This window comes from Fictibacillus sp. Mic-4, from assembly GCF_049843615.1.
Taxonomy (GTDB): Bacteria; Bacillota; Bacilli; order Bacillales; family Fictibacillaceae; genus Fictibacillus_A; species Fictibacillus_A gelatini.
The window spans coordinates 104,855-129,460 of record NZ_JBBHZM010000006.1; the positions used below are offsets into that span (position 1 = coordinate 104,855).

The window sequence follows — 24,606 nt, forward strand, 5'->3', positions numbered from 1 at the left end:
TTAAGTATATGATTTCCCTAACGAAACCCGCTTCAATTCAACAGATTGCTTCCGTTCATTCGATTCATAGGCTGCCTTTACCACTTCAAGTGTGCGCAATCCATCCTCTCCCGTAATCGACGGCGGCCTTCCTTGCTTGATGCTTTCGAGAAAGTCGTCAAGCATTCCTTCAACAGCGTTTTCTCCCCAGGAAAGCTGCCGGATGCAATTGGCTTCATCATTGTAATAAAGGGAGTTTTGGGCAAATGCATCAACCGTTACGGTTCCTTTAGTCCCGACGATTTTCATCCAGACATCTCCCCATGCCGGAAATGTTTTCGGCCGCGACCAGCTCGGGTCGATCGTGGCAATCGCACCTGATTCCATTTCAAGTGAAACGATCCCGCAATCCTCCACATCGATTTCGTAAAATCTTGTATCGAGCTCAGCATAAACATTTTTCACTTCATCATTCGTGATCCAGCGAATGAGGTCCATCACATGAACGATATGACTGGCAGCCGCTCCGCCGCCTGACTGTTCCTCTTCGCTGAACCACCCGCCGGGCATTTGCCCATGGTTCGTTCCATTGATCGCAACGACTTCTCCGATGGCTCCGGACTGCACAATTTCCCTCACGTTTTGAACAGCCGGGACAAATCGCATCGGGAAAGCCATTTGCAAAGTGACTCCTTCTTTATCGCAGGCTCGGATCATTTCGGCTGCATCTTCAATCTTCGTCGCAATCGGCTTTTCACATAAAATAGGCTTCTTTGCTCTGGCTGCGGCGATAACGTGTTCTTGATGCTTTGCATTTTCAGAACAGACAACAACGGCATCCATGTCGGCGCTCAAAAATAGCTCGAGATTCGGAATGAATTCCGTGTTGAACTTGTCCGCCGCCTTCATTCCGCGGGTTGTGTCATCATCCCAGATAGCCGAAAGCTGTACATCATCCCGCCTGCTTAATAGCCCGGCGTAGCCGTATGCATGCATATGGGCAAAACTAATGATGCCAATCTTCATTGTGTCACCCCCTTGTCGAGCAATTGAACAGGCTCGCCTGTTCGCGCAGATTGGGTCACCGCCTCTGCGATTTCAATTGCTTTTAACGCATCATTTGCCGTAATGACCGGTTCGCATTTCCCCTGTAAGCAATCGATAAAATGCTCAAGCATCCGCTCGTACGGATCCTTTTTTATTACGTTTTTCGGAACAGCCGCTCCAGTTGAAGGCTCTGTCGCTTGCTTTCGGATATGCAGGCGGACTGGAAAGCTTTCCGTACTGTTGTAGGTGATCATTCCAAGGCTTCCGGCAAGCTCGAAGGAAGCTTCAAACGCCGGTTCCGCCCAGGAGCTCTCAACATGGGCGATCGTGCCGTCTTCCATGACCAATATAGCCAGTCCAAATTCAAGGGCACCGCCTTCTTCTCCTGAACGTTTTACATGCCTTGCCATCACTCTTTCAACTTCTCCAAACGTCCAGCGTAGCCAGTCAAAATCATGAATGCCAAGGTCTAAAAAAACGCCTCCGCTCAAGGTTTCATCCCCGTACCAGATCCCTCTCTCACCTGGATGAGGGCCTCCTCTGTTCAACCGGACGACGCCCGGCGTCCCGATCGCCCCGTTTTGCACTTGCTTGCGAGCATCGGCATATTCCGGAAAAAAGCGGAGCGTATGCCCGACGAAAAGCTTAACCCCTTGCAAGCCGCATTCATCGATTATTTTCTTCGCCTCATCCTTAGAAAGCCCCAACGGCTTTTCACAAATGACATGCTTTTTCGCTTTTGCTGCCTCGATGGCGAATTTTTCGTGGGCATGGGTTGGCGTGCAAATATCGATGACATCAACTTCGGTCTCGTGTAACAGCTCTTCTAGACTCGTAAAAGGAAGGATATCATATGTTTCAGCGATTTCCTTTAATCGGCTTTTGTTACGGCCCACGATACCTACAACTTTCGCATTTTCTATGCGGGAGAAGGCTTCAAGATGCCTCCCGCCCATTTTTCCCGTACCACCAACAACCGCGATTTTAATCATGAACACACCTCACCTTTTTTCGTCATACGATGATCCTTGCAAAACAGACTGGCAAAATGATGAGAGGGAAACCGCCTGTCCTGATTTTTGCGATTCGTTCGCAGCTAGCGTGACGGCCAATGTCTTTACTCCGTCTTCATAGCTCGCTAACACAAGGTCTTGATTCTTCGTTTGGACGGCTTCAATGAACGCCCGGTCTTGTGCGGCGTAAAAATCGATGCCTGACTTGTACGTCGTTGTCTTTCCTCTTTCTTCAATTATTACGTTCACCCCGTCAATGACGACACGGAAATCGCGGCCTAACAATTCAACGCCCATCCGGTGGTCGTACTGGATGACCGTGCTGTCTAAGTGCCCGACCCCGCCGGATTCGAACGTAAAGTTGACGGAAGTGACATCCGGAATATCGATGTTTTCAATATCATTAAGAAGCACTAACGACATATTCGCATACACTTTATCGATTTCGCCGACTAAATAACGAATCATGTCAATCGTATGGGTGGATTGCTCGACTAGCTGTCCGCCTGATTTTTTCATTTCGCGGTACCATGGGGTCGGCACCCAGCTTGTTAAATAATGCCCGCGAACCATCGCTACCGTCTTATCTTTCAAATATTCCTTCGCTTTTTGCACAGTGTCCAAATAACGCAGGCAATAGCCTGAAGCATTGACGATTCCCGCTTTGCGAATCGCTTCCGCTTTCCGATTGACCGTATCCAAATCTAATCCGAGCGGTTTTTCAACGAGCAAATGGATTCCTTTTTTCGCCGCTTTTTCTTCGATTTCGCCATGCGCAAATGGAGGGACGCAAATAAATAAGGCATCCAGCATTTCTTTTTCCAACATGAGATCGATGTCGGTATAGGCTCTCGCCCCGTATTCAGCTCCCTTTTTTTCTGCATTTTCCTTAACGATGTCACATACGGCGACGATTTCCGCTTGAGGATCTTGTTGGACATTTCTTAAATGAGCCCCTGCAATCCCGCCGACTCCGACAAAACCAACTTTTACTTTTTCCATTTAAAACAACTCCTTTTTAAATTTTCAAACAATTGTAAACCTATAGGTGAAGCTAACAAGAAAAATGATAATGCCGAAAATTCAGACTTCAATTAATAAAACCTATCCAAAGACCATTTCCCCTGCTGCAAAGACAAAAGACTGTCATTGTATTCCCTCTATTACTTTCTCCAATGAAAAAATGAACTTCATGTCATCTATCTATTCGGAACTTAGCCTTCGATTCCTTCTTTAGTTATTAAATGGATGAATCGGATGCAAGCTGCTTTTTTTTCTATAGCTGGCATAACCATTCCTCCATTCCACCCGTGCAGAACAATAAAAATTTTTAGATCATTTATCGAGGGAAATGCTACTGTTTAAGAAATCTAGTCCCTCTCTCTTCTAGAATTTTAAGGAACACCTCGATAAATCGGGGGAAAATTAAAAAAATATTACGAATCGTTGCCATTCGCTTTATTTTTATCAATCATTTCAGCGCGGATATCTTTCAATTCGATGCGTTTATCAATCTGTTTGCAGCACTTTTCAATTCGTTTTATTCTTATCAATTATGTCGATGTGGATCTCATTAAAATTATCTAGCTCCATATTGGAGAAGTTGGAGCTCACTTCTTCAAAATTTTTTCCTTGAAAAATAAGATATGTCTTAGCTAAATGGGCACTAGCCTGATGCTTCCCTTACCGTAAAAAACCATAGCCCCTATTAAAAAAGGGACTATGGTTTTTTAACATACCTGTGGAATCATTTATTCCTGGCTGAAATCAGCGTCCTGTAATGGGACCATTTTAGATTTCATGACTGCTTTATAGCCTAAATATCCTGCGAGGAATAATGGAAGCCCGATATAAGAAACTAAAATTCCATACCAGTCGATTTTCGGGCCAATGAAAGCACTGTAATTGGTTCCTAACATCGCAATCAAACACATAACAGTCGCCAGAACCGGACCAAGCGGATACCACTTTGCTACATACGGCAGGGCTTTCATATCTTTTCCCTGTATCTTATAGGCTTTTCTGAATCATAAATGCGTAATCGAAATGCTTAACCATGAAATATAGCCCGCTAAACCTGCTGCATTCAACAGCCAATTATAAACGGTTCCTTCACCAAAGTGAGAAGTAAGGAAGCAAAGCATGCCAATTAAAGTAGTTGCCAGAATAGCATTATAAGGAACCCCGCCTTTATTGACTTTTTTCAAGAAGGCCGGTGCCTTTCTTTCCTCAGCCAGCGTCCAGAGGACACGGGAGCCAACATATAATGCGGAGTTTCCTGCAGATAAAACAGATGTTAAAATAACGGCATTCATTGCAGCTGCAGCAAAGGCTAAACCAGCATGTTTAAATACTAGCGTGAATGGGCTAACCGCAATATTGGTGATGTCTGAGCTTAATAAATTCGGATCTTTATAGCTAATTAAACAACCGATGACAAAAATCGCCAATACATAAAACAAAAGGATCCGCCAAAAGATTTGCCGAATGGCTCTTGGCATGTCTTTTTCAGGGTTTTCACTTTCACCAGCAGCAACCCCGACCATTTCCGTTCCTTGAAAAGCAAAACCTACCACCATAAAAACACTAAAGATAGAGAGAATTCCGCCTTTAAATGGGGCTTCACCTTTCGTCAAATTGGAAAATCCACCCGTATGGCCGCTCATAATTCCGAAAATCATTAATAAACCAATAACGATGAAAATGATTATGGTGGCCACTTTAATAATCGAGAACCAGAATTCTGATTCACCATACCCTTTAACCGATAATATATTCAACAAGAAAATAACGACAAGAAAGCTGGCACTCCAAATAATTCCCGGTACATGAGGGAACCAGTATTTCATAATCAGCGAGGAGGCCGATAATTCAAGGGCAAGAATAATCGCATTGTTATACCAATAGTTCCAGCCGACAGCAAATCCTAGCGCCGGGTCGACAAACCGGGAGGAATACGTGCTAAATGAACCGGAAATCGGGATAAAGGCCGCCATTTCAGCAAGGCTCGCCATCAAGAAATAAACCATGATCCCTGCAATAAGATAAGCCGCGATAGCTCCACCGGGACCGGCGTCGTGAATGGTGGCACCGCTGGCTAAAAAAAGCCCTGTTCCGATGGTTCCGCCAATGGCAATCATCGTTAAATGCCTTGTTTTTAATTTTCTTTCCAAGTGTTCTTGCTGTGGTACTTGTCCATTTGGTTGATACATACGTTCTTGATTTTCCATTTAACACCTCATTCGCTATTTCTCCGATGAAACTTAATAAAAAAATAATATTCATTATTGCCCTAACTTCACTTCAAATACAGACCATATTGCACTACATAGTATAGCAATAATGGCTAAAATCATCGAAAAATGTCGTTTTATTTTCTTTAGTCCTCCTTTCAAACCGACTTTATTTTCAGTCAATTTGCAACTTTCGTGCCAATTTTGCAAACGCTATAAATCAGGATAAGAGAAAGCAACACTGCAAAAAATGTTAGCAGTAATGTAAATTTTTTTGCACCTTTTATGCAAAAAAATTTAACATAACAAAGCACCCCGATCAATCCCGGGAGTGCTTTGGTAAATTATTTTTTCTCTCCATATCGCTTATAGGTTTTATTCGTGATTGCAAACTGGTCAGTGGAAAGACCTGTACTGATCCATTATAAATAGAGACGTTCCCCCGCAAATTCCCCAACACATCCGAGATCATTTTCTTAAAAACCGGCTCATCGATGAAGAACATCACCTTACCATAGTTTACGGAATCATTGGGAGGGATCGGATAGATAACCTTGTTACTGGATAGTCAACTGTATTTATCTTTAAATAACTGCTCATTTGTCCAATGGTCGAACCTGTGCGCATTTACGGTAAGCGTATTTTAGAAATAAAACTCCGAAGTGTTGTCTGGTATTACTTTGTAACGCATTTATTTTTTTATTGACCGGACGTTCATTCAATAATAAGATAATATTAACTTTAATGGAATGGAGGGCTTGCAATGGATTTGTATTATGAGGTTAATGGAAATGGGCATCCCGTCGTTCTTCTTCATAGTGGGGGAACTGATTTACGTGATTGGGCATTTGTAGCACCTCTTCTTGCCAGGGACTATAAAGTCGTTGCTTTTGATGGGCGCGGTACCGGGAAATCCCCGGCGCCTTTAAAGAATGCGAACTATGTTGAAGATTTACTATCGCTGCTTGACCATCTAGAACTTGAGAAGGCCACACTCATTGGACACTCTATCGGCGGTCAGATTGCCACCGAATTTGCCCTGAATTCCCCTGAAAGAGTGTCGAACCTTGTTTTGATTGCTCCTTCTTTGTCAGGGTTTAACTATTCACAAGAGTTTAATGCGTTTATCGGCAAAATTAACGAGGCAGCCCCGGATATAGAAAAGATGCTTGAGCGTTCACTTAGCGGTTCATTGTATGGTGTCGTAATGGCCGGGCCCCATCGGAATCTGATGATCGAGATGCAACGGCATTATTTCAAGCGGATCATGGAATGGCCAGCTTTCGAAATGGTTTGGCCAAAGCCGCCAGCTATTGAAAGATTAGAGGAATTAACGACCAAAACACTATTTATTATTGGAAAGCAAGACTTTCCGGATAACCTTCGTGTTACAGATTGTTTTCGAAAAGCCCCACACATTCGTTTCGTTGAAATTTCTGATGCCGACCATATGCTAACACTTACCCATCCTGAGGATCTATATCACTATATTACCGACTTTATGGAGGAATGAATGCAGCATGCCAAGAACCGAGAAAGAGAATGAAAGGATTCGCCAGTTAGCCAAAGAGAATATTCTTAGCGCTGCGATGAGGCAATTCATAAAACAAGGATACCATGCGACTTCGATTAGCGATATAGCAAAAGCAGCCGGCATATCGAAAGGTCTGCTGTACAATTATTTTAAAGGCAAAGAGGAACTTCTTGCTACAATGGTGAAAGATAGAATCGGAGAATTAATTAAGGTCATGGAAGGCGCAGCCGCTTTGGAGACGCCTGCTGAACAGCTTAAATATATAGTAGAGGGCGCGATCGATAACGTTGCTCAAAAGCCGGAAGTATTCCGGTTCTATCTGCACTTGCAAACCCAGCCAGAAGCGGATCGAGAGCTAATGAAATACAGTCATATGCTGATTGAAGAAAGCGCCAGACAGTTCGAGTTACAGTGCCGGATGTTCGAAAAACTCGGTGTAAAAGAGCCCCGGAAACGGTCGCTATACTTTTCATCCACACTTCAAGGGATCTTGTTAATGATATCTACCTATCCTCAGCAGTTTCCCATTGAAGAAATAAAAACAGAGATGATTAATGAATTTTGCTTCCCTTCTAAATAGAAAAGACAATTTTAAAAAAACTTTACTGGATTGATTGTATGTATCGACACCAAACAAGTAAAAGGAAGGAAGTCTAACTACCTTTTATTTGTTGATTTGATTGATTTAGATGAGCCAACTCCACTCCATTCAAATTTTGAAATTTGGTTCGAACGATTTATATTAGCTCAAGGAGCCGTTTTTTGGGAATGGCCGATCTATTCGGCTAAAAACTATTATAAAGGCAAACAAAACTACTAAAGTTCAGATGGTATGATCTTGTTCTTGAATAGATTAATCCACCTAAAAATGATCCAATAAAAGAAGAAGAGCGGTCTGCTCTTCTTCTTTTTAAATTAATTTTTTGGATACATGCCAATCTTTGGGTTCAGACGAATAAACATCGTAATCGGCTAGAAATCTTAATCTATTCCGGAAGAGACGCCGACTTTTTTGCTTCAATCAAGTTCAATTTTACAATCGAAAAATATTTTTTGAAACCTTCAACGGGGTGTAGCGTATATGTTGGTATAGGACAATATCGTTATAAAAGAAAGGGAGAAGCTATGTTTAAACGAATTGGCTATTTTCTGCTTGTTAACGTGCTTGTTGTTGTGACGATTGGAATTGTGACAAGCTTGCTCGGGATTCGAAACTATATTTCGGCAACCGGAATTAATTACAGCACACTGCTTATCTTTAGTGCGGTTGTCGGTTTTTCCGGCTCGCTCATTTCGCTCGGGCTTTCCCGTTTTATCGCGAAGCGGGTGATGGGCGTCCAGGTCATTGATCCGAACGGCTCGCACCATCCTTATGAAAAAGCTCTGCTTGAAACAGTGTACCGCCTATCGCGCAATGCGGGCTTAAAAGTCATGCCTGAAGTCGGCATTTATCATTCAGGGGAAGTTAACGCATTTGCGACCGGACCAACGAAAAAGCGTTCGCTCGTTGCGGTATCTAGCGGTTTATTGGAGCATATGGATGATGACGCGGTCGAAGGCGTGCTCGCCCATGAGGTGGCGCACATCGCAAATGGCGACATGGTAACGATGACTCTTCTTCAAGGCGTCATCAACACGTTCGTCGTCTTCCTTTCGCGGATCTGTGCGTATATCGCTTCCCGGTTTGTTAAAGAAGAGCTCGCGCCCGTCGTCCATTTCATTGCCGTTATTGTGTTTGACATATTATTCTCGATTTTAGGAAGCATTGCCGTCATGGCATTCTCCCGTTACCGCGAGTACCGGGCCGATAGCGGCGGCGCGCATTTGGCCGGCAAGGAAAAAATGATTCACGCCTTGAGATCCTTGCAGCATACCACAAAGCTAATCGATACGGAACAAGCATCTGTTGCGGCGCTGAAAATCAGTGGCAAACGAGGCGGCGTCCTCCGCTTGTTCGCAAGCCACCCGGACTTAGAGGACCGCATCGAACGTTTACAAGCTGGAAGATAATAAAAAAGAGACCCGAATGTTTTGCTTTTGCGAAACTTCGGGTCTTTCTTCTTGTGCAAGCTTTTATAAAAATATAACTTTAAAAAATGCTTAAGTCCCATTCCTGGGCGATGTGTTTCAAGAGCATGACTCCCGCTGTGCTATTGCCATGTTGGTCGATGGCAGGACCGTAAATGCCGATGCCGCACCCATCTTGAAAGGGGGCTTCGCGCCGGGACCGTGGAGGCACAAGCGCCATGATTCCGCCGGATACGCCGCTTTTTGCGGGCATTCCCACAAAGGCGGCGAACTTGCCTGAAGCATCGTACATTCCACATGTCAGCATAAGGCTTTTCGTCAGCCTGGCGATGTTCACTGGGAAGATTTGTTCATTCCGAATGGGATGGTAGCCATCATGGGCAAGAATCAGCCCGATCAAGGCGATGTCTTCCACTGTTACTTCTATTGAACATTGCTTCAAGTAAACTTCTAACGTTTCTTCGACTTCTGATTCCAGAAAGCCTATTCCTTTTAAATAGTGGGCAAGCGCTCGATTTCGATGGGCCGTTTTCCATTCCGACTGAAACACACTCTCATTCAACGCCGGCCGCTTCCCTATCATTCTTTCAATTAATGTGTAGATGGATTCCAGCTTTTGTTGCGGCGTTCGGCCGGAAAGCATGGAAGCCACTGTAATGGCCCCGGCATTGATCATCGGATTAAATGGTTTTCCCGGTTTATGTGTTTCGAGGCGAATGATCGAGTTAAAAGGATCCCCTGTAGGCTCCACATCGACCTTCTCCAATACATACGAAACGCCTCGATCCAGGCAAACAGCAATAAAGCTAATGACCTTCGAAATGCTTTGCAAGGTGAAGGAAACCCGCCAATCTCCTGACTTGAGCTCGGTTCCATCCGGGCCGATGATGCAAATGCCAAGCTGCATAGGATCTTGACTCGCTAAGGCTGGTATATAGCTTGCACATTGTCCATGACTGGCAAAGGAACGAAAATGCGCCACCCATTCATCCAGACAATCGATGCCCTTTTGTTCAATCCGCTCTTCAAAAGGTACTTTCAACATCATAACGGTCGATCTGCCCCCCTTTTTATTCTAAAAATTCAATCGTATCAGTTGGAAAAACATTCTTGCAGAGAACGCTTCCAAACCTGCTATTTCTATAGATATAATGAATTTATAGCTAAACCTACAAATTCATACAAAAAACTACAAAGGGTGCAAAACTTATTTAATACATCGAACGTTGCGTTGTTTTCTAAATGTAAAGCACATATTGTGGGAAAGCCCATGTAATTGTATACTGATTTTTAACCCTGTTAGGAAGTGGAATTGTTGAACATCAGTCTTCTTTTTAGAAAACTCGTCGAGTGGCGGGCTTTAAAAAGGCGCGGACAGAGGATCAGTAACCCTCATGTCTCAAATAAACCGTTATACTTTCCTGATGGCATAAAAAAAGATGGTTTCATTCTTCTTTTGATGCTTATCATCGTGCCTCTATCGGGTGAATTGAATTTTTATCCGATCAATCAATCGTTCCGCATCAGTTTTGGGGCGCCTGTCTTTTTTTTCTTTTTATTATTGTTTAGAAAAATGCCTTCTGTTTTGCCAGGGATCTTGACGGCCCTGCTTGTGGTCGCCTTTCGAATCGCCAAAGACATGGCCATGCAGGATCACTTTCATTGGGGAACATCCCTTGAAGTTCATTATTCTAGTTTTTTCTTTTATTCTTCGTATTCGGTTTTATTTTACTTGGCCAAAGTGAACCGCTTTAGCAACCGGATTTTAATCGTATGGATCATGGGCATCACCATTGAAGTAGCGGCAGATTTAGTAGAGTCATTGAGCCAGTATGCTGTATTGAAAACGGTAATTACATTAGCCGCATTGAAAGAAATGGCGGTTATCGCGATTTCCCACAGCTTTATTGTCCTGAGCTTTTTTACGATGATGAAATTGTATGAAACGCAATCGAGGGAAAAGCAAATCCGAAAGCAAAATGAACATATGCTGATGCTTATTTCCAATTTATACGAGGAATCCGTCCATTTGAAAAAAACGCTGCAAAACGCTGAGAACATCACGAAAAAATCATACGATCTATACAAAAGTCTGACCAGTTTAAAAAATGGGCAAAATGCTTCCCAGCTTGAAACCTTCAGAAGAAAGGCGCTGCAAATCGCAGGGGAAGTCCATGAGATTAAAAAAGATAACCAGCGCATTTTTGCGGGGCTTTCAAAGCTCATTTCGGATGAAAGCTTTACTGATTATATGGATGTGGATGACCTCATTCAGATCATTGTTCGTTCCAACGAAAAATATGCCCGTTTATTGGGGAAAAACATTCAATTTGGGCATTCCATCGAGGGCATTCATCCCCATTATCATATTTTTACCACTCTATCGATCGTCAACAATATTGTCGCGAATGCTGTGGAAGCCATTCATAATGAAGGGACGATTTCCATTTTCGTGTCAAGAGACCGTGATTTTGCTATATTTCGGATTGAAGATGACGGCCCCGGAATTGCCCGAAAGCATCAAGATGTCATTTTCAAGCCCGGATTCACCACAAAATACGACGTGGATGGGAATTCATCAACGGGCATTGGGCTAACCTATGTGAAAGAAATGGTTGAGCAGCTTGGAGGCGACATTGCCCTGCAAGATGGCCCAGACGGAAAAGGAACGATTTTCGTCATTCGATTGCACGTTGATCATTTATTGGACAAAGGGTGATTCGATGCTTTTTTTTATTACAGATGATGATGTCGCCGTTCGCTCGATGCTCGCTGAGATCATTGAAGACGAGGATCTCGGGGAAGTGGTCGGGGAAGCTGATGACGGCTCATTGGTAAATGGGCAAATACTGAACTTGAAAAAAGTAGACATTTTATTAATTGACTTGTTAATGCCGAATCGGGACGGCATTGAAACGATTCGCTCGCTCACACCGGATTTCAATGGGAAAATCATCATGATTTCCCAGGTTGAGTCAAAAGAGCTGATAAGTGAAGCCTATTCTCTTGGCACTGAATACTACATTACAAAGCCAATCAACAAAATCGAAGTATGCACCGTCATCCGGAAAGTGATCGAACGGATTCGGCTGGAACGGTCGCTACATGACATTCACAAATCCTTAAACTCGGTCCTGAAATTGGAACGTCCGGACAATCGGATAAAGCCTTCGTCTACCGACAAACAGATACGACCTTCCGTTCATTTTCTATTGTCAGAATTAGGAATGGCCGGGGAAAGCGGGAGCAAAGATTTGCTCGATATGGTCGATTATTTATATCAATACGAACAAGAAGAGCGGTTCCAAAAGGGCTTCCCTTCACTTAAAGAGATTTTTGTGCATTTAGCTGAAAAACGGCTCGGCACCACTGCTACGGAAACAGAAATAAGAAAGGAGATCAAAGCTTCCGAACAGCGTGTCCGCCGGGCGATCTATCAGTCTTTGAATTATATGGCATCATTAGGTCTTGAGGATTTTTCTAATTGGAAATTTGAGAATTACGCCCCAACCTTTTTTGACTTCGCTACGGTCCGGGCAAAAATGAATGAGTTAAAGAATGGTTCGCCTTCGTCCGCTTCCCTCACCCGCATCAATACAAAAAAATTCATTCAAGTTCTTTATTATGAAGCAAAGCGGGTGCGATTGGAAATGAAATAAACCACATTATGATAGAATGCCCTGAGGTATTGCCGGCAATGACAAAACCTCGGGGTCTTTTTGTGGGGAATGCCAGTCGGCGTATAATCATTCAACAACTCTCCAAAATCAATTTTTTCTGCCATCTTTGAATCACCTCTGCTACAATGTTATTGGTTTGCTGAAAAAAGACTAAAAATCAGGATCAATGAAATTTGTGATTTTATCAGCGGATATGGTGTGTTACATTTGTATGGGATTAAAAATAGCGACTTCTCTCTATAGCAGAAATGGTGTTAGTACAAGCTTCTATCTTCGAATGAGGCGGTGTCTTATTACAAAAATCGTTATTTTATTGAACTTGATGAACCTGTTTAAGAATATCGCAAGCAATAGCTGAACATACTAAAAGCTTATCCCTTGCAGTTATTGGAGGATTGATGATGTCAAAAAAAGTTTCTTCTTCTTTTATCCTAATTTTAGGATTAATGTTATTTGCATTGTTTTTCGGAGCGGGAAATTTAATTTTTCCCCCTATGCTTGGCCAAATGGCTGGAAAGAATGTATGGATAGCCAATGCGGGTTTCTTAGTTACCGGAGTCGGTCTTCCATTGTTAGCAATTACTGCATTTGTTTTCTCAGGTAAAAATAATTTGCAATCTTTAGCCAGTCGGGTGCATCCGTTGTTTGGCATCGTATTTACGACTGTTCTCTATCTGGCAATCGGCCCTTGTTTCGCTATTCCCAGATCCGGAAATGTATCGTTTGAAATCGGAGTTAAACCTTTTTTATCCAATCATGCAAGCCCTGTTGCATTAATCTTATTTACCATCTTATTTTTCACGGTTGCTTGCTTGTTGTCACTTAATCCTACAAAAATTATCGATGTAGTTGGAAAATTTCTAACTCCTATTAAATTGTCATTTATCGGATTGCTCGTCGTTGTAGCTCTCGTTCATCCAATCGGAAAATTTCAAGCGCCTTCTGAAGATTATACATCACATGCATTTTTTAAAGGCTTTCAAGAAGGATATTTAACGCTTGATGCACTTGTCGCTTTTGTTTTTGGAATCATTATTGTAAATGCAATTAAAGAAAAAGGCGTTTCGAATAAAAAACAGCTGTTGATTATTTGTGCCAAAGCAATGGCTATTGCTGCTGCACTCCTGGCTCTTATCTACACGTCCCTTTCCTATATGGGCGCTTCTAGCGTTGAAAAGCTGGGTCTTTTAGAAAACGGTGCTGAGGTTTTAGCCAGGGTTTCATCCTACTACTTCGGATCTTACGGCTCTATTTTATTGGGCTTAATGATTACGGTAGCATGTTTGACAACGAGTGTAGGGCTTATCACTGCTTGCTCTTCATTTTTTCATGGATTGTTTCCAAACGTCTCTTATAAAAAAATTGCTATCATTTTATCTATGTTTAGCACACTTGTAGCAAATATAGGGTTAACACAGCTAATTAAGGTTTCAATGCCTGTATTAATGACTTTGTATCCTATTGCTATTTCTTTATTATTTTTGACGTTTTTACATTCCGTATTTAAAGGGAAGGCGGAAGTGTATCAAGGCAGTTTGACATTGACATTTATTGTTAGCCTATTTGATGGCTTGAATGCAGCTGGAATAAAAATTGAAGTCATTCATCATTTTTTCACTCAGTTTCTTCCCCTGTATAACGTAGGGTTAGGGTGGTTGCTTCCTTCGATTTTAGGAGGAGTTGCCGGCTATTTATTTAGTATATTGCGAAAAAAAATAATCGTAGTGCTTGCAAAGCTCAATGAAATAAAATGAGTGATCATCGATTTAGAAAAAATAGTCGAAATTTTATAACTGTGTTGGATGGCCTGGCTCCTGTCTCAGGTCATTACGAGTAAAAATAATTAAATTTAAACATGCCTCCCACGGGGCATGTTTTTCTTTTTAATGTTCAACTTGTGCAGATTTTTAAAAATATTGTACCATTTTTTATTCTATGATACGATGAAAGCATAATTCACATATAGATATTAAATTCACATATGTGATTTTCAACCATTGAAATTGGAGGATCTAAAAGTGGATGTGATTACACTTGGAGAAACAATGGTCGCCTTTACACCTGCCACCAACGGCCTATTGAGATATGCCCGCAACTTTTCCGCAAAATACGCGGGAGCCGAATCGAATGTTGCGATCGCTCTTTCCCGTTTAGGACATCACGTTGGCTGGATCAGCAAAATTGGCGACGATGAATTCGGCAAAGGCCTGCTGTCATTTATTCGCGGCGAGGGCGTTGATGTAAGTCAGGTGGTAAAGGACCCGGAAAATCCAACCGGCCTTTATTTTAAGGAGCTCTTACATCCTGATGATGTGCGGGTTCACTACTTTCGAAAATATTCTGCGGCAAGCACGCTCACACCAGAAGATTTAAATGAGGACTATTTTGCAAAAGCGGCCTATTTGCATTTAACAGGGATTACACCTGCCTTGAGCGAGTCCTGTTATCAAACGGTACATAAGTCGATTGAATTGGCAAAAAAGCACGGGGTCAAAATCATTTTCGACCCGAACTTGCGGAAAAAACTGTGGAGCGAAGAGAAAGCGCGCAAAGTGTTAGTAGAAATCGCTTCAATAGCCGATATCGTGCTGCCTGGCATTAGCGAAGGACAGTTTCTTTTCGGAAAAAAAGAGACAAAAGAGATTGCTGATGCTTTTCTTAAAATAGGCGCGTCCATTGTGGTAATAAAGCTAGGCGAAAAAGGCGCCTATTTTGCAGCCTCCGAAGAAAGCGGATTCATCCCCGGATTCCCTGTCAAACAAGTCATCGACCCTGTCGGCGCTGGCGATGGATTTGCGGGAGGCTTTATCTCCGGCCTTCTCGACGGTTTAAGTCTTTCAGAAGCAGTAAAAAGGGGCTGCGCTATCGGGGCGATGGTCACTTCTGTCCATGGTGATGTCGAAGGGTTGCCTGACCGAAGGCTGTTAGAACAGTTTATAAATAAACGGGATGAAGATGACGTGCAAAGATAAACTTGAAAGGAGCCAGATAAAATGAAAGCGCTCGCGCACATTTTAGAACATAAAATTATCGCGATTATTCGAGGGGCCAATCCAGAGGATGTACTAGCCATTAGCCGCGCTTTAAAAGACGGCGGGGTTTCGATTTTAGAAATTACATTGAATTCACCAAAAGCATTGTCAACGATCGAAAAAGTTGCAGATGAATTTGGTGATGAAGTGTTAGTTGGTGCCGGGACCGTCCTTGATGCCGAATCAGCCCGGGCAGCGCTATTATCCGGAGCGAAATTTATCCTATCGCCTACAGTGAACAGGCAAACGATCGAAATGACAAAACGCTATGGCGCCGTCAGCATTCCTGGCGCATTGACGCCGACGGAAATTTTAACGGCCTACGAACATGGCGCGGACATCATTAAAGTGTTTCCCGCAAATGCGGTTGGCGTTTCCTATATTAAAGATATTCACGGACCGCTTCCCCATATCCCGCTCATGCCGACCGGCGGTGTCGATTTAACGAATATCGGCGGCTATTTCAGAGCGGGCGCAGTAGCCGCAGGGCTCGGAAGCTCTTTAGTCAACGCCAAACATCAAGTGACGGAATCATATTTAAACGATTTGACGGAGAAAGCGGCAGCTTTTGTTGCCGAAGTGAACAAGTCGCTATCTTAATTTTAAAAGTACGAGGAGGAACCATAATGAAAATTACTCATTTCGAACTGTATCAAGTCCCCCCGCGATGGCTTTTTTTAAAAATCGAAACAGACGAAGGAATTAGTGGATGGGGAGAACCCGTTATTGAAGGAAGGGCGGACACTGTCAGGACATGTGTGGAAGAGTTGATGGATTATCTAATCGGAAAGGATCCACTCCGCATTGAAGATCATTGGAACATGCTTTACCGCTCAGGCTTCTATCGCGGCGGCCCGATTTTGATGAGCGCCATTAGCGGAATTGACCAGGCGTTATGGGATATTAAAGGAAAATATTTCAACGCCCCCGTTTATCAGCTGCTTGGCGGCGCCTGCCGCGATTCGATCCGCGTCTATTCATGGATTGGAGGCGATCGTCCCCATGACGTAGGCAAAGCGGCAAAAGAGGTCGTGGAACTTGGATTCACAGCCGTGAAAATGAACGGCACGGAAGAACTGCAATACATTGATTCCCATGAAAAAATCGACCAGGCTGTTGAACGGGTAGCCGCGGTTCGCGAAGCTGTCGGAAAATATGTCGGAATCGGGATTGATTTTCATGGCCGCGTCCATAAACCGATGGCAAAAGTCCTCGCCAAAGAGCTGGAGCCATACCGTCCGATGTTCATTGAGGAGCCGGTGCTCTCTGAAAATAACGAGGCATTGAAAGAAATCGCCCAACATACAACGATTCCGATTGCAACAGGTGAAAGAATGTTTTCACGCTGGGATTTTAAACACGTGCTGTCAGATGGCCATGTTGATATTATCCAGCCGGATCTTTCCCATGCCGGGGGCATCACGGAATGCAAAAAAATCGCCTCGATGGCGGAAGCGTATGATGTCGCCTTGGCGCCTCATTGCCCGCTCGGCCCGATCGCTCTTGCCGCCTGCCTGCACGTTGATGCCACCAGCCATAACGCTTTTATTCAAGAACAGAGCCTTGGCATTCACTACAATGAGGGCAGTGATTTGCTTGATTATTTAGCCGATCCTTCTGTTTTTGAATACAAAGACGGCTATGTGCAAATCCCGCAAAAGGCGGGGCTCGGAATTGAAATCAACGAAGATCATGTAAAGAGAATGGCAGAAGTCGGCCATCGCTGGCGCAATCCCGTTTGGCGGCATAACGACGGAAGCATCGCTGAATGGTAACAATGCTTTGATTTAACCTTCATAGCCGGGAAGGAAACTTTTCCTTCCCTCTACAAAGAAAGGAGATTACTATGAATCAACCGTTGAGTCAAAATCAACCAACAGGGCAACAAAAACGAAAGCCAACTCGTGTCCGTTATGGCGTATTAGTACTCATTTTTGTAAGCGTTGTAATTAATTATATGGATCGAAGCAATATCTCTGTTGCGGCTTCTGCGATTAGTGATGATTTAAAATTAACTTCCGTTCAGCTCGGGTTGATTTTTTCCGCTTTTGGCTGGGCTTATGCAGCCCTGCAATTGCCTGGCGGATGGCTTATCGACCGACTGGGAACGCGGGTCATGTACGCGGTAAGCCTATTTACATGGTCGCTTGCTACACTTCTTCAAGGAGTGGTTAGAGGATTCGGAGCACTATTCGGTTTACGTCTAGGAGTAGGGATATTTGAAGCGCCGGCTTTTCCTATAAACAACCGGGTCGTTACAAGCTGGTTTCCAGAACGTGAACGAGCTTCGGCAATCGCCATGTATACGTCCGGCCAGTTTGTCGGATTAGCATTTTTAACTCCTCTCCTAACGATGATTCAAGATGCGTTCGGATGGAGAGGCCTGTTTATCATTACCGGGATGATCGGCATGGTCTGGGCCGTCATCTGGTATTTTGTTTATCGCGATCCGTTAAACAGCAAAAAAGCGAATCAAGAAGAGCTCAAGTTGATTAAAGAAGGCGGCGGACTGATTGAAGGCACCGATTCAAAACAGGCCGAAAAGAAACCATTCCGCTGGAGCGATTTCGGCAAGGTATTCAGTTACCGAAAGCTGTGGGGCATTTATTTAGGGCAATTTGCCGTGAACTCTACGTTATGGTTCTTTTTAACATGGTTCCCGACATATTTAGTCCAATATCGGCATCTTGATTTCATCAAGTCCGGATTTCTCGCCTCCCTTCCGTTCCTTGCAGCGTTTTGCGGTGTTTTAATTTCCGGATTTTTTTCAGATTTCTTAGTGAAGAAAGGTGCATCCATGGGGGTTGCGCGTAAAACCCCGATCATTTGCGGCTTGCTTCTTTCTGTAGCCATTATCGGGGCAAATTATGTGAATAGTACGGCACTCATTATTTTGTTTATGACGATCGCTTTCTTCGGAAATGGGCTGGCCTCGATTACGTGGTCGTTGGTTTCCGCCCTTGCTCCCGCCCGGCTCGTTGGCCTTACAGGAGGTGCCTTTAACTTCATTGGAAACCTGGCGTCGATCATTGTTCCTCTCGTGATCGGCTACCTCGCAAAAGGCGGCAACTTTGCCCCGGCTTTAGCATTCATTGCTGTTTTAGCGCTATTAGGGGCACTTTCTTATATCTTTTTAGTCGGAAAAGTAGAAAGAATAGAAGAGTAATCGTTTCATCATCCCGCTATATCGCATTTTACAAAGCTTTGCTATTCGATTACACTTATAATTGAAAAATAACGCACGAATAGGTGATCAAACCATGTCGGTAAAGTCAGCAATAAGGGTAATGGAAATCCTCGAACTTTTAGCCAATCACCCTGAAGGTTTGACGGTGAAAGAAATAAGCGAAGCCCTTTCTTTTCCGCAAAGCAGCACGTTTAATTTAATGCAATCGATGTATGATCAATCGTATGTCAAACAAGATCCATTCAAACGGTATAAATTAGGGCCGAAACTGATTGAAATCGGAATGCGGACGCTGGAATCGATTGACTTGCATTCTGAAAGCCAGCCGTTTTTAATGGAGCTGATGAAAAAAACGGAGGAAACGGTATTTCTTGCGATCCTTTCAGAAACTGAAATCATTTACGTTTCTAAAATCCCGAGCAACCGCTCCATTCAGACCAGCGCTCAAATCGGGCTGCGAAAGCCCCTTTATTCAACCGGCTTAGGAAAAGCATTTTTGGCGTTTATGCCGAAAGAAGAACGGGAGCAAATTCTTGAACAAATTACATTGACGCCTTTTACGGCCAAAACGATCACCAATCGGAAACAACTGGAAGAACAGCTGGATTTTTTTGCAAAAATCGGCTATTCCATTGATGATGAAGAAGGAGAAGAAGGCTTATACTGCATTGCCTGCCCTGTTTTTGACGCCAGCCATAAAGTCGCAGCAGCCATAAGCGTCGCAGGGCCGAAAGAAAGAATGCTAGCCCGCAGAGATTTTATCGTCGAGCAGACGAAACTTACAGCAAATAAAATCTCTTCCAGCATTGGGGCTTACTCCATTGAGAAATGACCGGAATCGGTGAATTGCTGTATTTTGGAAATTTTTCGGTTATTGGCTGATAAACTACTGAAAGTGGCTGATATTCGTCAAAAAGTGGCTGATAAATAGCGAACGAAACACCGCTTTGGCAACTAACTAGAAGAAGAGAGTCCAACAGCATATGTTGGACTCTCTTCTTCGTCTTTCTTTTCAATTGAATTGACTTCGATCACTTCAACCGATTGGAGATCGTGGATTTCCTTCATTTTTCCTGGTAAAAAATATCGATGTCCCAGGGTATTCGGATGATAGATTCAAGCTCCTAATAATTAGATTAATGTTCATAGCTCTATAAATCGGATAATTGTATGTCAATTCAACTCCTTTTTTAAATAAATGTGTTGACTCTTACCTTAGAGGATACTTTAGTATAAAAAGCAATGAAAGGAGGAGAAGTAATGTACACCGTTCATGAAGTTGCAAAACTAGCTCATACCACAGTAAAGACGTTACATCATTATCACAAAATAGGTCTTTTGATTCCAGAACAAACGACAGAAGCCGGCTATCGTTTATACAGCAAAAAAGATTTAGAACGATTACAACAAATTCTATTTTACAAAGAAATGGATTTTTCTCTTAAGGAAATTAAGCAATTATTAGATGGGGAAATTGACAGGGAGAATACATTGATACAACAAAGGAAATTACTGGAGCAAAAAATCAATCGATTTAAAGGACTGATCAATACGATTAATTCCTCCATCAAAAGTGCCAAAGAAGGAAGCGATTTAGATATGGAAACCATGTTTAAAGGGTTTGAGACTGAAGAAGAATGGAAAGAAGCCTTAAAGGACCAAAATGAACATTTGAAAAAAGAATATGATTTTAGCTTGTCAAATCAAACAATCGATGTAGAGTCAATGAACGACTCAGCCATGGAAGCACTGTCATTTAATGAAGATATGATTCGGTTCTTACAAGAAGGGTTCTCCGCAAATGATCCAAAAGTCTTTGAACGTGTAAAAAAACATTTATCAATTTTAGAAAAAAAAGGGCAACCCTCAACACCGCAAGATTTTCTAAATCAGACAGAGTTTTTCATTGTTGACGACTTTCATAGAAATATGTTTGAGCAATGGCAGGTGGGTTACACTTATTTTTTAAATAAGGTAGCAGCTAATTATTTGGCAAATATGAAATAGAACCAATACCAAATAACAAATCAAAAAAACAAACATATGTATTAAACAAACATTTGATTAAGGGGTATGTCCTTAAAATAGTTTGAATTTCAGGACTGGCGAACATTCATTATTTTAAGAACACCTCGTTAGATCTGTGAAATGAGGAAAAACGGTCACGAATCGTTACATGATTTAAAATAATTTCGTTCTCGGACAATAAGTGCTCTTATTTAGACAATAAATCATCCGGTTTAGACAATAACATCTTACGTTTGGACAATAAATGAAAAAAAATTGTCCGACTGAGGCCATTTATTGTCCGATGGAAACGAATTATTGTCGGAAATCCACTGTTTATTGTCCAAATGCCATGAAAATAGCATCACACTACCACACTAGAGAAGTTTGATCCTGTTTTTTGCTTCTAATTTTTTTTACAGGCGAAAATGGATTCTTGAAAATAAAAACTTTCTTAGCTGAAAGGGCATTATCCCCTGCTCTAAACCGATTCGCCGCTGAAACATGGCTAATAATTAGCTTACCAATTATAACGGTTTAAATTAAAATAATTTAGCAATCACTGGTATGGGAAACGAAATCCTTGTTGCCATTTGCAATTAACCCCCTTCCTTTTATCCTGCCGTTATAAATTCAACCGAGGTATTCGCGAATAAACCGCTTCCTAAATAAGTTCCATTGAAATCAAACTGCCAATCGTACGTGCCAGCCTCGACATGAACGATTCCGGGCATGATGTCTATTGCAAGTTCAGATATGAGGGTAAAATCAAGCCCCTTATCTACAAAATCATCCGCTATATATTTCGTGATTTTCATTAAATCTTCATCAATAAGAAGAAGGTCCTTTTCTTCAAAAGCCATGAAAATCCGTTCTACAACATATTCATGAAGAGTCATGCCGCCATCTCCTTCATTTCAATCTTAATTCTAGTATTTACAAAAACTATGAATCTATTCAAAATTTCTCAATTAAGCTACAATACAGAAATGTTTTTAATTTTGCGATAAAATAATAAAGGTCTAAAGAGAATACAAAACAATAAAGGAGGAGTAGCATGAAAACAATCGGTTTAATTGGCGGAATGAGCTGGGAGTCAACAGTGGAATATTATCGTATGATCAATGAAGAAGTGAAACATCGATTAGGGGGCTTGCATTCGGCAAAATGTCTTCTCTATAGCGTGGACTTTGAAGAAATTGAACGATGCCAATCAGAAGGAAATTGGCAAAAAGCTGGTTTGATATTAGGAGATGTCGCACAAAGATTAGAAAAAGGCGGTGCTGACTTTATTGTTATATGCACCAATACGATGCATAAGGTTGCTGAAGTCATTCAAGAGAAAATCAGCATCCCGATTTTGCACATCGCCGATGCAACCGTTAAACAAATTAGAAAGAAAAGCATTCGCACAGTCGGGTTGCTTGGCACCAAATATACAATGGAACAAGACTTTTATAAATCCCGGCTTAAAAGTAACGGCATTCAAGTTTTAGTGCCAGGAGAATTCGATCGGGAAATGATCAACCAAGTCATTTATGAGGAATTATGTGTAGGAACAATAAAAGAATCATCAAAGAAGCAATATCAAAAAGTTATCCAACATTTAGTCGATAACGGCGCCGAAGGAATTATTTTAGGATGCACAGAAATCGGATTATTGGTGAAGCCAGAGGATTCAGAAGTGCCGCTGTTTGATACGGCTCTCATCCATGCGGTTGAAGCGGTGAATAAAGCATTGGGCTAATATTTTACACTCAACACTGTCTCAAATGTTGAATGTAAAGCTAACTATAAATGTATAAATATAAAAGGTTAAAGCGGTGATCTTACCAGAGCTTTCGTTCACCCAATTCTAAGTAAACGTCAGTCCCTTCAAAGGTTAAACGGTTTTTTTGCGCTTTATCCGAGATAAAACGAATCATCGTTGCCAGCCCTAACTCGTCACTACGGAACGGTTGGTTGCGAGTGCCGCCAACAAGGCATGTATGATTTGCATGTTCCCAGCCGCCCTGTATATAAAATGGAACTAGAGAAGGCTTGCACGTAAAAATGCTGATATCAGGATGATTTTTTTCAATAAATAATCGTGCCTCTTTTATAAGCCTTAACCCGAACCCCCGATTGCGGTAAGAAGGATCCGTCATCACTTCACTTAGTCCATACGCCTTATACATTTGACCTTTATGTTCAATTAACTTGAATGGAACGGCCACATGGCTAATCACTTTTTCGTTGTCAACAAGCAGGAATGAAGTGGGGTTGGTATCAGGGCTATCGGGCCAATTGAGATCTTCTTCACCCTCAAATGCTTGCGGCCATTCCTGTTTCATTAAAGAAATAATCTGTACTCTCAGATAAGAAGGACACTCTTTCTGAGGGAAGTGAAATAATTTGATCATGAATGTAGCTCCTAATAGAATTTGTCGTTGATATTCATATTATTCAACAAAAAAAGCTGAAAAACCTTTTCGTATATAAAAAAACAGGCCTTCATTTGAAGACCTGTTTAAATAATGACCCGTACGGGATTCGAACCCGTGTTACCGCCGTGAAAGGGCGGTGTCTTAACCGCTTGACCAACGGGCCAGATGAAAATGGCTCCACAGGCAGGACTCGAACCTGCGACCGATCGGTTAACAGCCGATAGCTCTACCACTGAGCTACTGTGGAATGATGGTGGGCCTGAATGGACTTGAACCATCGACCTCACGCTTATCAGGCGTGCGCTCTAACCAGCTGAGCTACAGGCCCATAATTGGAGCACTTTCAAGTACAATAGTGCGTTCTCCTATAGATACCATCCATCATAGTATTGTTCACAATAAATGGAGCGGGTGATGAGAATCGAACTCACGACCAGAGCTTGGAAGGCTCTTGTTTTACCATTAAACTACACCCGCATATCATAAATATGGAGGCGACACCCGGATTCGAACCGGGGGATAAGGGTTTTGCAGACCCGTGCCTTACCACTTGGCTATGCCGCCAGGTGACACTTTCGTTTAGCTCTCCATAATTTTTATGTATGGCTGGGCTAGCTGGATTCGAACCAGCGCATGACGGAGTCAAAGTCCGTTGCCTTACCGCTTGGCTATAGCCCAATGTTCAGGGAGACCAATGCGAAGAAGCAATCCCTTATGAAAATCATGGTGGCTCGAGACGGAATCGAACCGCCGACACGAGGATTTTCAGTCCTCTGCTCTACCGACTGAGCTATCGAGCCAAGATGAATAACTGTCCGTCGGAACCTGTCTCTTCCTCTACAAGAAATTCAAAGAAGAGTATCCGTCAAGACAACTCGTCGCTTAATCACGTTGTAACGCTCGTGACTGAGCTATCGAACCAAAATACATTTAAAGTAGAAAACTTTAAATGTTTGTAAATGGCGGACCCGACCGGGATCGAACCGGCGATCTCCTGCGTGACAGGCAGGCATGTTAACCACTACACCACGGATCCATTATGTAAAAATTTTTTTTGGTTGCGGGGACAGGATTTGAACCTGCGACCTTCGGGTTATGAGCCCGACGAGCTACCAGACTGCTCCACCCCGCGATGATATGAAAACTTTTCAGATGAAGGCTTTCCCTTCTCTTTCAATGGACCCTGTAGGACTCGAACCTACGACCAATCGGTTATGAGCCGACCGCTCTGACCAACTGAGCTAAGGGTCCGCAGCATTTGATGGGGCGGCCGATGGGAATCGAACCCACGTATGCCGGAACCACAATCCGGTGCGTTAACCACTTCGCCACGACCGCCATGAAAATATTGGTAGCGGCGGAGGGAATCGAACCCCCGACCTCACGGGTATGAACCGTACGCTCTAGCCAGCTGAGCTACACCGCCAAATGTTATTTAAA

19 protein-coding genes, 12 tRNA genes and 1 pseudogene are annotated in these 24,606 nt (G+C 42.8%); 13 read left to right on the forward strand and 19 right to left on the reverse strand.

Annotation, left to right across the window (positions count from 1 at the left end; genetic code table 11):
* The 4 genes and pseudogenes from WD019_RS06955 to WD019_RS06970 form a co-directional block, all read right to left on the reverse strand.
* Positions 1-1,005: a Gfo/Idh/MocA family protein gene (locus WD019_RS06955; RefSeq protein WP_026677392.1), complete on the reverse strand. Its 1,005-nt coding sequence runs from the start codon at positions 1,003-1,005 to the stop codon at positions 1-3.
* Entirely contained in the window at positions 1,002-2,018 is a 1,017-nt protein-coding gene (locus tag WD019_RS06960) for a Gfo/Idh/MocA family protein (RefSeq protein ID WP_026677393.1), read from the reverse strand. The genes WD019_RS06955 and WD019_RS06960 overlap by 4 nt, the downstream gene beginning before the upstream one ends.
* A 9-nt stretch (positions 2,019-2,027) precedes the next feature.
* A complete protein-coding gene (locus WD019_RS06965) occupies positions 2,028-3,041 on the reverse strand; it encodes a Gfo/Idh/MocA family protein (protein WP_425711035.1) in 1,014 nt (337 codons plus the stop codon).
* Positions 3,042-3,790: 749 nt separating this feature from the next.
* Positions 3,791-5,251: pseudogene (locus tag WD019_RS06970) on the reverse strand (amino acid permease).
* A 784-nt stretch (positions 5,252-6,035) separates the two neighbouring features.
* On the opposite strand from WD019_RS06970, the gene WD019_RS06975 reads away from it, so the two are divergent.
* From WD019_RS06975 to htpX, 3 genes are all read left to right on the forward strand, one after another.
* Positions 6,036-6,785 (forward strand): alpha/beta fold hydrolase, encoded by a 750-nt coding sequence (locus WD019_RS06975; protein WP_026677395.1) that lies wholly within the window; start codon positions 6,036-6,038, stop codon positions 6,783-6,785.
* A gap of 7 nt (positions 6,786-6,792) precedes the next feature.
* Positions 6,793-7,386: a TetR/AcrR family transcriptional regulator gene (locus WD019_RS06980; RefSeq protein ID WP_026677396.1), complete on the forward strand. Its 594-nt coding sequence runs from the start codon at positions 6,793-6,795 to the stop codon at positions 7,384-7,386.
* Between the two features lie 545 nt (positions 7,387-7,931).
* Complete coding sequence (htpX, locus tag WD019_RS06985; RefSeq protein ID WP_425711036.1) at positions 7,932-8,816, forward strand: protease HtpX; 885 nt, start codon at positions 7,932-7,934, stop codon at positions 8,814-8,816.
* 79 nt (positions 8,817-8,895) lie between these two features.
* Here the strand turns inward: htpX and WD019_RS06990 are convergent, their stop codons facing one another.
* The gene (locus tag WD019_RS06990) at positions 8,896-9,879 is read right to left on the reverse strand and encodes a glutaminase (RefSeq protein ID WP_425711051.1); all 984 of its coding nucleotides are present in this window, start codon (positions 9,877-9,879) and stop codon (positions 8,896-8,898) included.
* 414 nt (positions 9,880-10,293) lie between these two features.
* On the opposite strand from WD019_RS06990, the gene WD019_RS06995 reads away from it, so the two are divergent.
* From WD019_RS06995 to WD019_RS07035, 9 genes are all read left to right on the forward strand, one after another.
* Entirely contained in the window at positions 10,294-11,553 is a 1,260-nt protein-coding gene (locus WD019_RS06995) for an ATP-binding protein (RefSeq protein ID WP_425711052.1), read from the forward strand.
* 4 nt (positions 11,554-11,557) lie between these two features.
* Positions 11,558-12,493 (forward strand): response regulator, encoded by a 936-nt coding sequence (locus WD019_RS07000; RefSeq protein WP_026677400.1) that lies wholly within the window; start codon positions 11,558-11,560, stop codon positions 12,491-12,493.
* A 422-nt stretch (positions 12,494-12,915) separates the two neighbouring features.
* Positions 12,916-14,268, forward strand: coding sequence for a branched-chain amino acid transport system II carrier protein (gene brnQ, locus WD019_RS07005; protein ID WP_026677401.1), 1,353 nt, complete (start codon positions 12,916-12,918; stop codon positions 14,266-14,268).
* A 264-nt stretch (positions 14,269-14,532) separates the two neighbouring features.
* Complete coding sequence (locus WD019_RS07010; RefSeq protein ID WP_425711037.1) at positions 14,533-15,486, forward strand: sugar kinase; 954 nt, start codon at positions 14,533-14,535, stop codon at positions 15,484-15,486.
* 21 nt (positions 15,487-15,507) lie between these two features.
* Positions 15,508-16,146 (forward strand): bifunctional 4-hydroxy-2-oxoglutarate aldolase/2-dehydro-3-deoxy-phosphogluconate aldolase, encoded by a 639-nt coding sequence (locus WD019_RS07015; RefSeq protein ID WP_425711038.1) that lies wholly within the window; start codon positions 15,508-15,510, stop codon positions 16,144-16,146.
* 26 nt (positions 16,147-16,172) lie between these two features.
* Complete coding sequence (dgoD, locus tag WD019_RS07020) at positions 16,173-17,321, forward strand: galactonate dehydratase (protein WP_425711039.1); 1,149 nt, start codon at positions 16,173-16,175, stop codon at positions 17,319-17,321.
* A 71-nt stretch (positions 17,322-17,392) separates the two neighbouring features.
* On the forward strand, positions 17,393-18,712 hold the full coding sequence (locus tag WD019_RS07025; protein ID WP_425711040.1) for an MFS transporter: 1,320 nt from the start codon (positions 17,393-17,395) through the stop codon (positions 18,710-18,712).
* Between the two features lie 94 nt (positions 18,713-18,806).
* Positions 18,807-19,565: an IclR family transcriptional regulator gene (locus WD019_RS07030; protein WP_425711041.1), complete on the forward strand. Its 759-nt coding sequence runs from the start codon at positions 18,807-18,809 to the stop codon at positions 19,563-19,565.
* A 428-nt stretch (positions 19,566-19,993) separates the two neighbouring features.
* A complete protein-coding gene (locus tag WD019_RS07035) occupies positions 19,994-20,740 on the forward strand; it encodes a MerR family transcriptional regulator (RefSeq protein WP_026677407.1) in 747 nt (248 codons plus the stop codon).
* Positions 20,741-21,354: 614 nt separating this feature from the next.
* Here the strand turns inward: WD019_RS07035 and WD019_RS07040 are convergent.
* A complete protein-coding gene (locus WD019_RS07040) occupies positions 21,355-21,639 on the reverse strand; it encodes a hypothetical protein (RefSeq protein WP_026677408.1) in 285 nt (94 codons plus the stop codon).
* Between the two features lie 158 nt (positions 21,640-21,797).
* On the opposite strand from WD019_RS07040, the gene WD019_RS07045 reads away from it, so the two are divergent.
* Positions 21,798-22,487, forward strand: coding sequence for an aspartate/glutamate racemase family protein (locus WD019_RS07045; RefSeq protein ID WP_026677409.1), 690 nt, complete (start codon positions 21,798-21,800; stop codon positions 22,485-22,487).
* An 82-nt stretch (positions 22,488-22,569) separates the two neighbouring features.
* On the opposite strand, the gene WD019_RS07050 is transcribed toward WD019_RS07045, so the two are convergent.
* From WD019_RS07050 to WD019_RS07110, 13 genes are all read right to left on the reverse strand, one after another.
* Positions 22,570-23,142: a GNAT family N-acetyltransferase gene (locus tag WD019_RS07050; protein WP_026677410.1), complete on the reverse strand. Its 573-nt coding sequence runs from the start codon at positions 23,140-23,142 to the stop codon at positions 22,570-22,572.
* Between the two features lie 115 nt (positions 23,143-23,257).
* Positions 23,258-23,329 (reverse strand) — tRNA-Glu (locus WD019_RS07055).
* A 9-nt stretch (positions 23,330-23,338) separates the two neighbouring features.
* Positions 23,339-23,413, reverse strand: a tRNA-Asn gene (locus WD019_RS07060).
* A 4-nt stretch (positions 23,414-23,417) separates the two neighbouring features.
* Positions 23,418-23,494 (reverse strand) — tRNA-Ile (locus tag WD019_RS07065).
* Between the two features lie 75 nt (positions 23,495-23,569).
* Positions 23,570-23,643 (reverse strand) — tRNA-Gly (locus WD019_RS07070).
* A gap of 12 nt (positions 23,644-23,655) precedes the next feature.
* A tRNA-Cys gene (locus WD019_RS07075) sits at positions 23,656-23,730 on the reverse strand.
* Positions 23,731-23,769: 39 nt separating this feature from the next.
* A tRNA-Gln gene (locus WD019_RS07080) sits at positions 23,770-23,844 on the reverse strand.
* A gap of 46 nt (positions 23,845-23,890) precedes the next feature.
* Positions 23,891-23,966: transfer RNA gene (locus tag WD019_RS07085), tRNA-Phe, on the reverse strand.
* 160 nt (positions 23,967-24,126) lie between these two features.
* Positions 24,127-24,202 (reverse strand) — tRNA-Asp (locus tag WD019_RS07090).
* Positions 24,203-24,221: 19 nt separating this feature from the next.
* A tRNA-Met gene (locus WD019_RS07095) sits at positions 24,222-24,298 on the reverse strand.
* 45 nt (positions 24,299-24,343) lie between these two features.
* A tRNA-Ile gene (locus WD019_RS07100) sits at positions 24,344-24,417 on the reverse strand.
* Between the two features lie 11 nt (positions 24,418-24,428).
* Positions 24,429-24,504, reverse strand: a tRNA-His gene (locus WD019_RS07105).
* An 11-nt stretch (positions 24,505-24,515) separates the two neighbouring features.
* Positions 24,516-24,592, reverse strand: a tRNA-Met gene (locus WD019_RS07110).
* Positions 24,593-24,606 lie beyond the last annotated feature (14 nt).

Coding starts and splice junctions, on each gene's coding strand:
- WD019_RS06955 (WP_026677392.1), bottom strand. CDS start 1,005: ATGAAGATTGGCATCATTAGTTTTGCCCATATGCATGCATACGGCTAC.
- WD019_RS06960 (WP_026677393.1), bottom strand. CDS start 2,018: ATGATTAAAATCGCGGTTGTTGGTGGTACGGGAAAAATGGGCGGGAGG.
- WD019_RS06965 (WP_425711035.1), bottom strand. CDS start 3,041: ATGGAAAAAGTAAAAGTTGGTTTTGTCGGAGTCGGCGGGATTGCAGGG.
- WD019_RS06975 (WP_026677395.1), top strand. CDS start 6,036: ATGGATTTGTATTATGAGGTTAATGGAAATGGGCATCCCGTCGTTCTT.
- WD019_RS06980 (WP_026677396.1), top strand. CDS start 6,793: ATGCCAAGAACCGAGAAAGAGAATGAAAGGATTCGCCAGTTAGCCAAA.
- htpX (WP_425711036.1), top strand. CDS start 7,932: ATGTTTAAACGAATTGGCTATTTTCTGCTTGTTAACGTGCTTGTTGTT.
- WD019_RS06990 (WP_425711051.1), bottom strand. CDS start 9,879: ATGTTGAAAGTACCTTTTGAAGAGCGGATTGAACAAAAGGGCATCGAT.
- WD019_RS06995 (WP_425711052.1), top strand. CDS start 10,294: ATGCTTATCATCGTGCCTCTATCGGGTGAATTGAATTTTTATCCGATC.
- WD019_RS07000 (WP_026677400.1), top strand. CDS start 11,558: ATGCTTTTTTTTATTACAGATGATGATGTCGCCGTTCGCTCGATGCTC.
- brnQ (WP_026677401.1), top strand. CDS start 12,916: ATGTCAAAAAAAGTTTCTTCTTCTTTTATCCTAATTTTAGGATTAATG.
- WD019_RS07015 (WP_425711038.1), top strand. CDS start 15,508: ATGAAAGCGCTCGCGCACATTTTAGAACATAAAATTATCGCGATTATT.
- dgoD (WP_425711039.1), top strand. CDS start 16,173: ATGAAAATTACTCATTTCGAACTGTATCAAGTCCCCCCGCGATGGCTT.
- WD019_RS07025 (WP_425711040.1), top strand. CDS start 17,393: ATGAATCAACCGTTGAGTCAAAATCAACCAACAGGGCAACAAAAACGA.
- WD019_RS07030 (WP_425711041.1), top strand. CDS start 18,807: ATGTCGGTAAAGTCAGCAATAAGGGTAATGGAAATCCTCGAACTTTTA.
- WD019_RS07035 (WP_026677407.1), top strand. CDS start 19,994: ATGTACACCGTTCATGAAGTTGCAAAACTAGCTCATACCACAGTAAAG.
- WD019_RS07040 (WP_026677408.1), bottom strand. CDS start 21,639: ATGACTCTTCATGAATATGTTGTAGAACGGATTTTCATGGCTTTTGAA.
- WD019_RS07045 (WP_026677409.1), top strand. CDS start 21,798: ATGAAAACAATCGGTTTAATTGGCGGAATGAGCTGGGAGTCAACAGTG.
- WD019_RS07050 (WP_026677410.1), bottom strand. CDS start 23,142: ATGATCAAATTATTTCACTTCCCTCAGAAAGAGTGTCCTTCTTATCTG.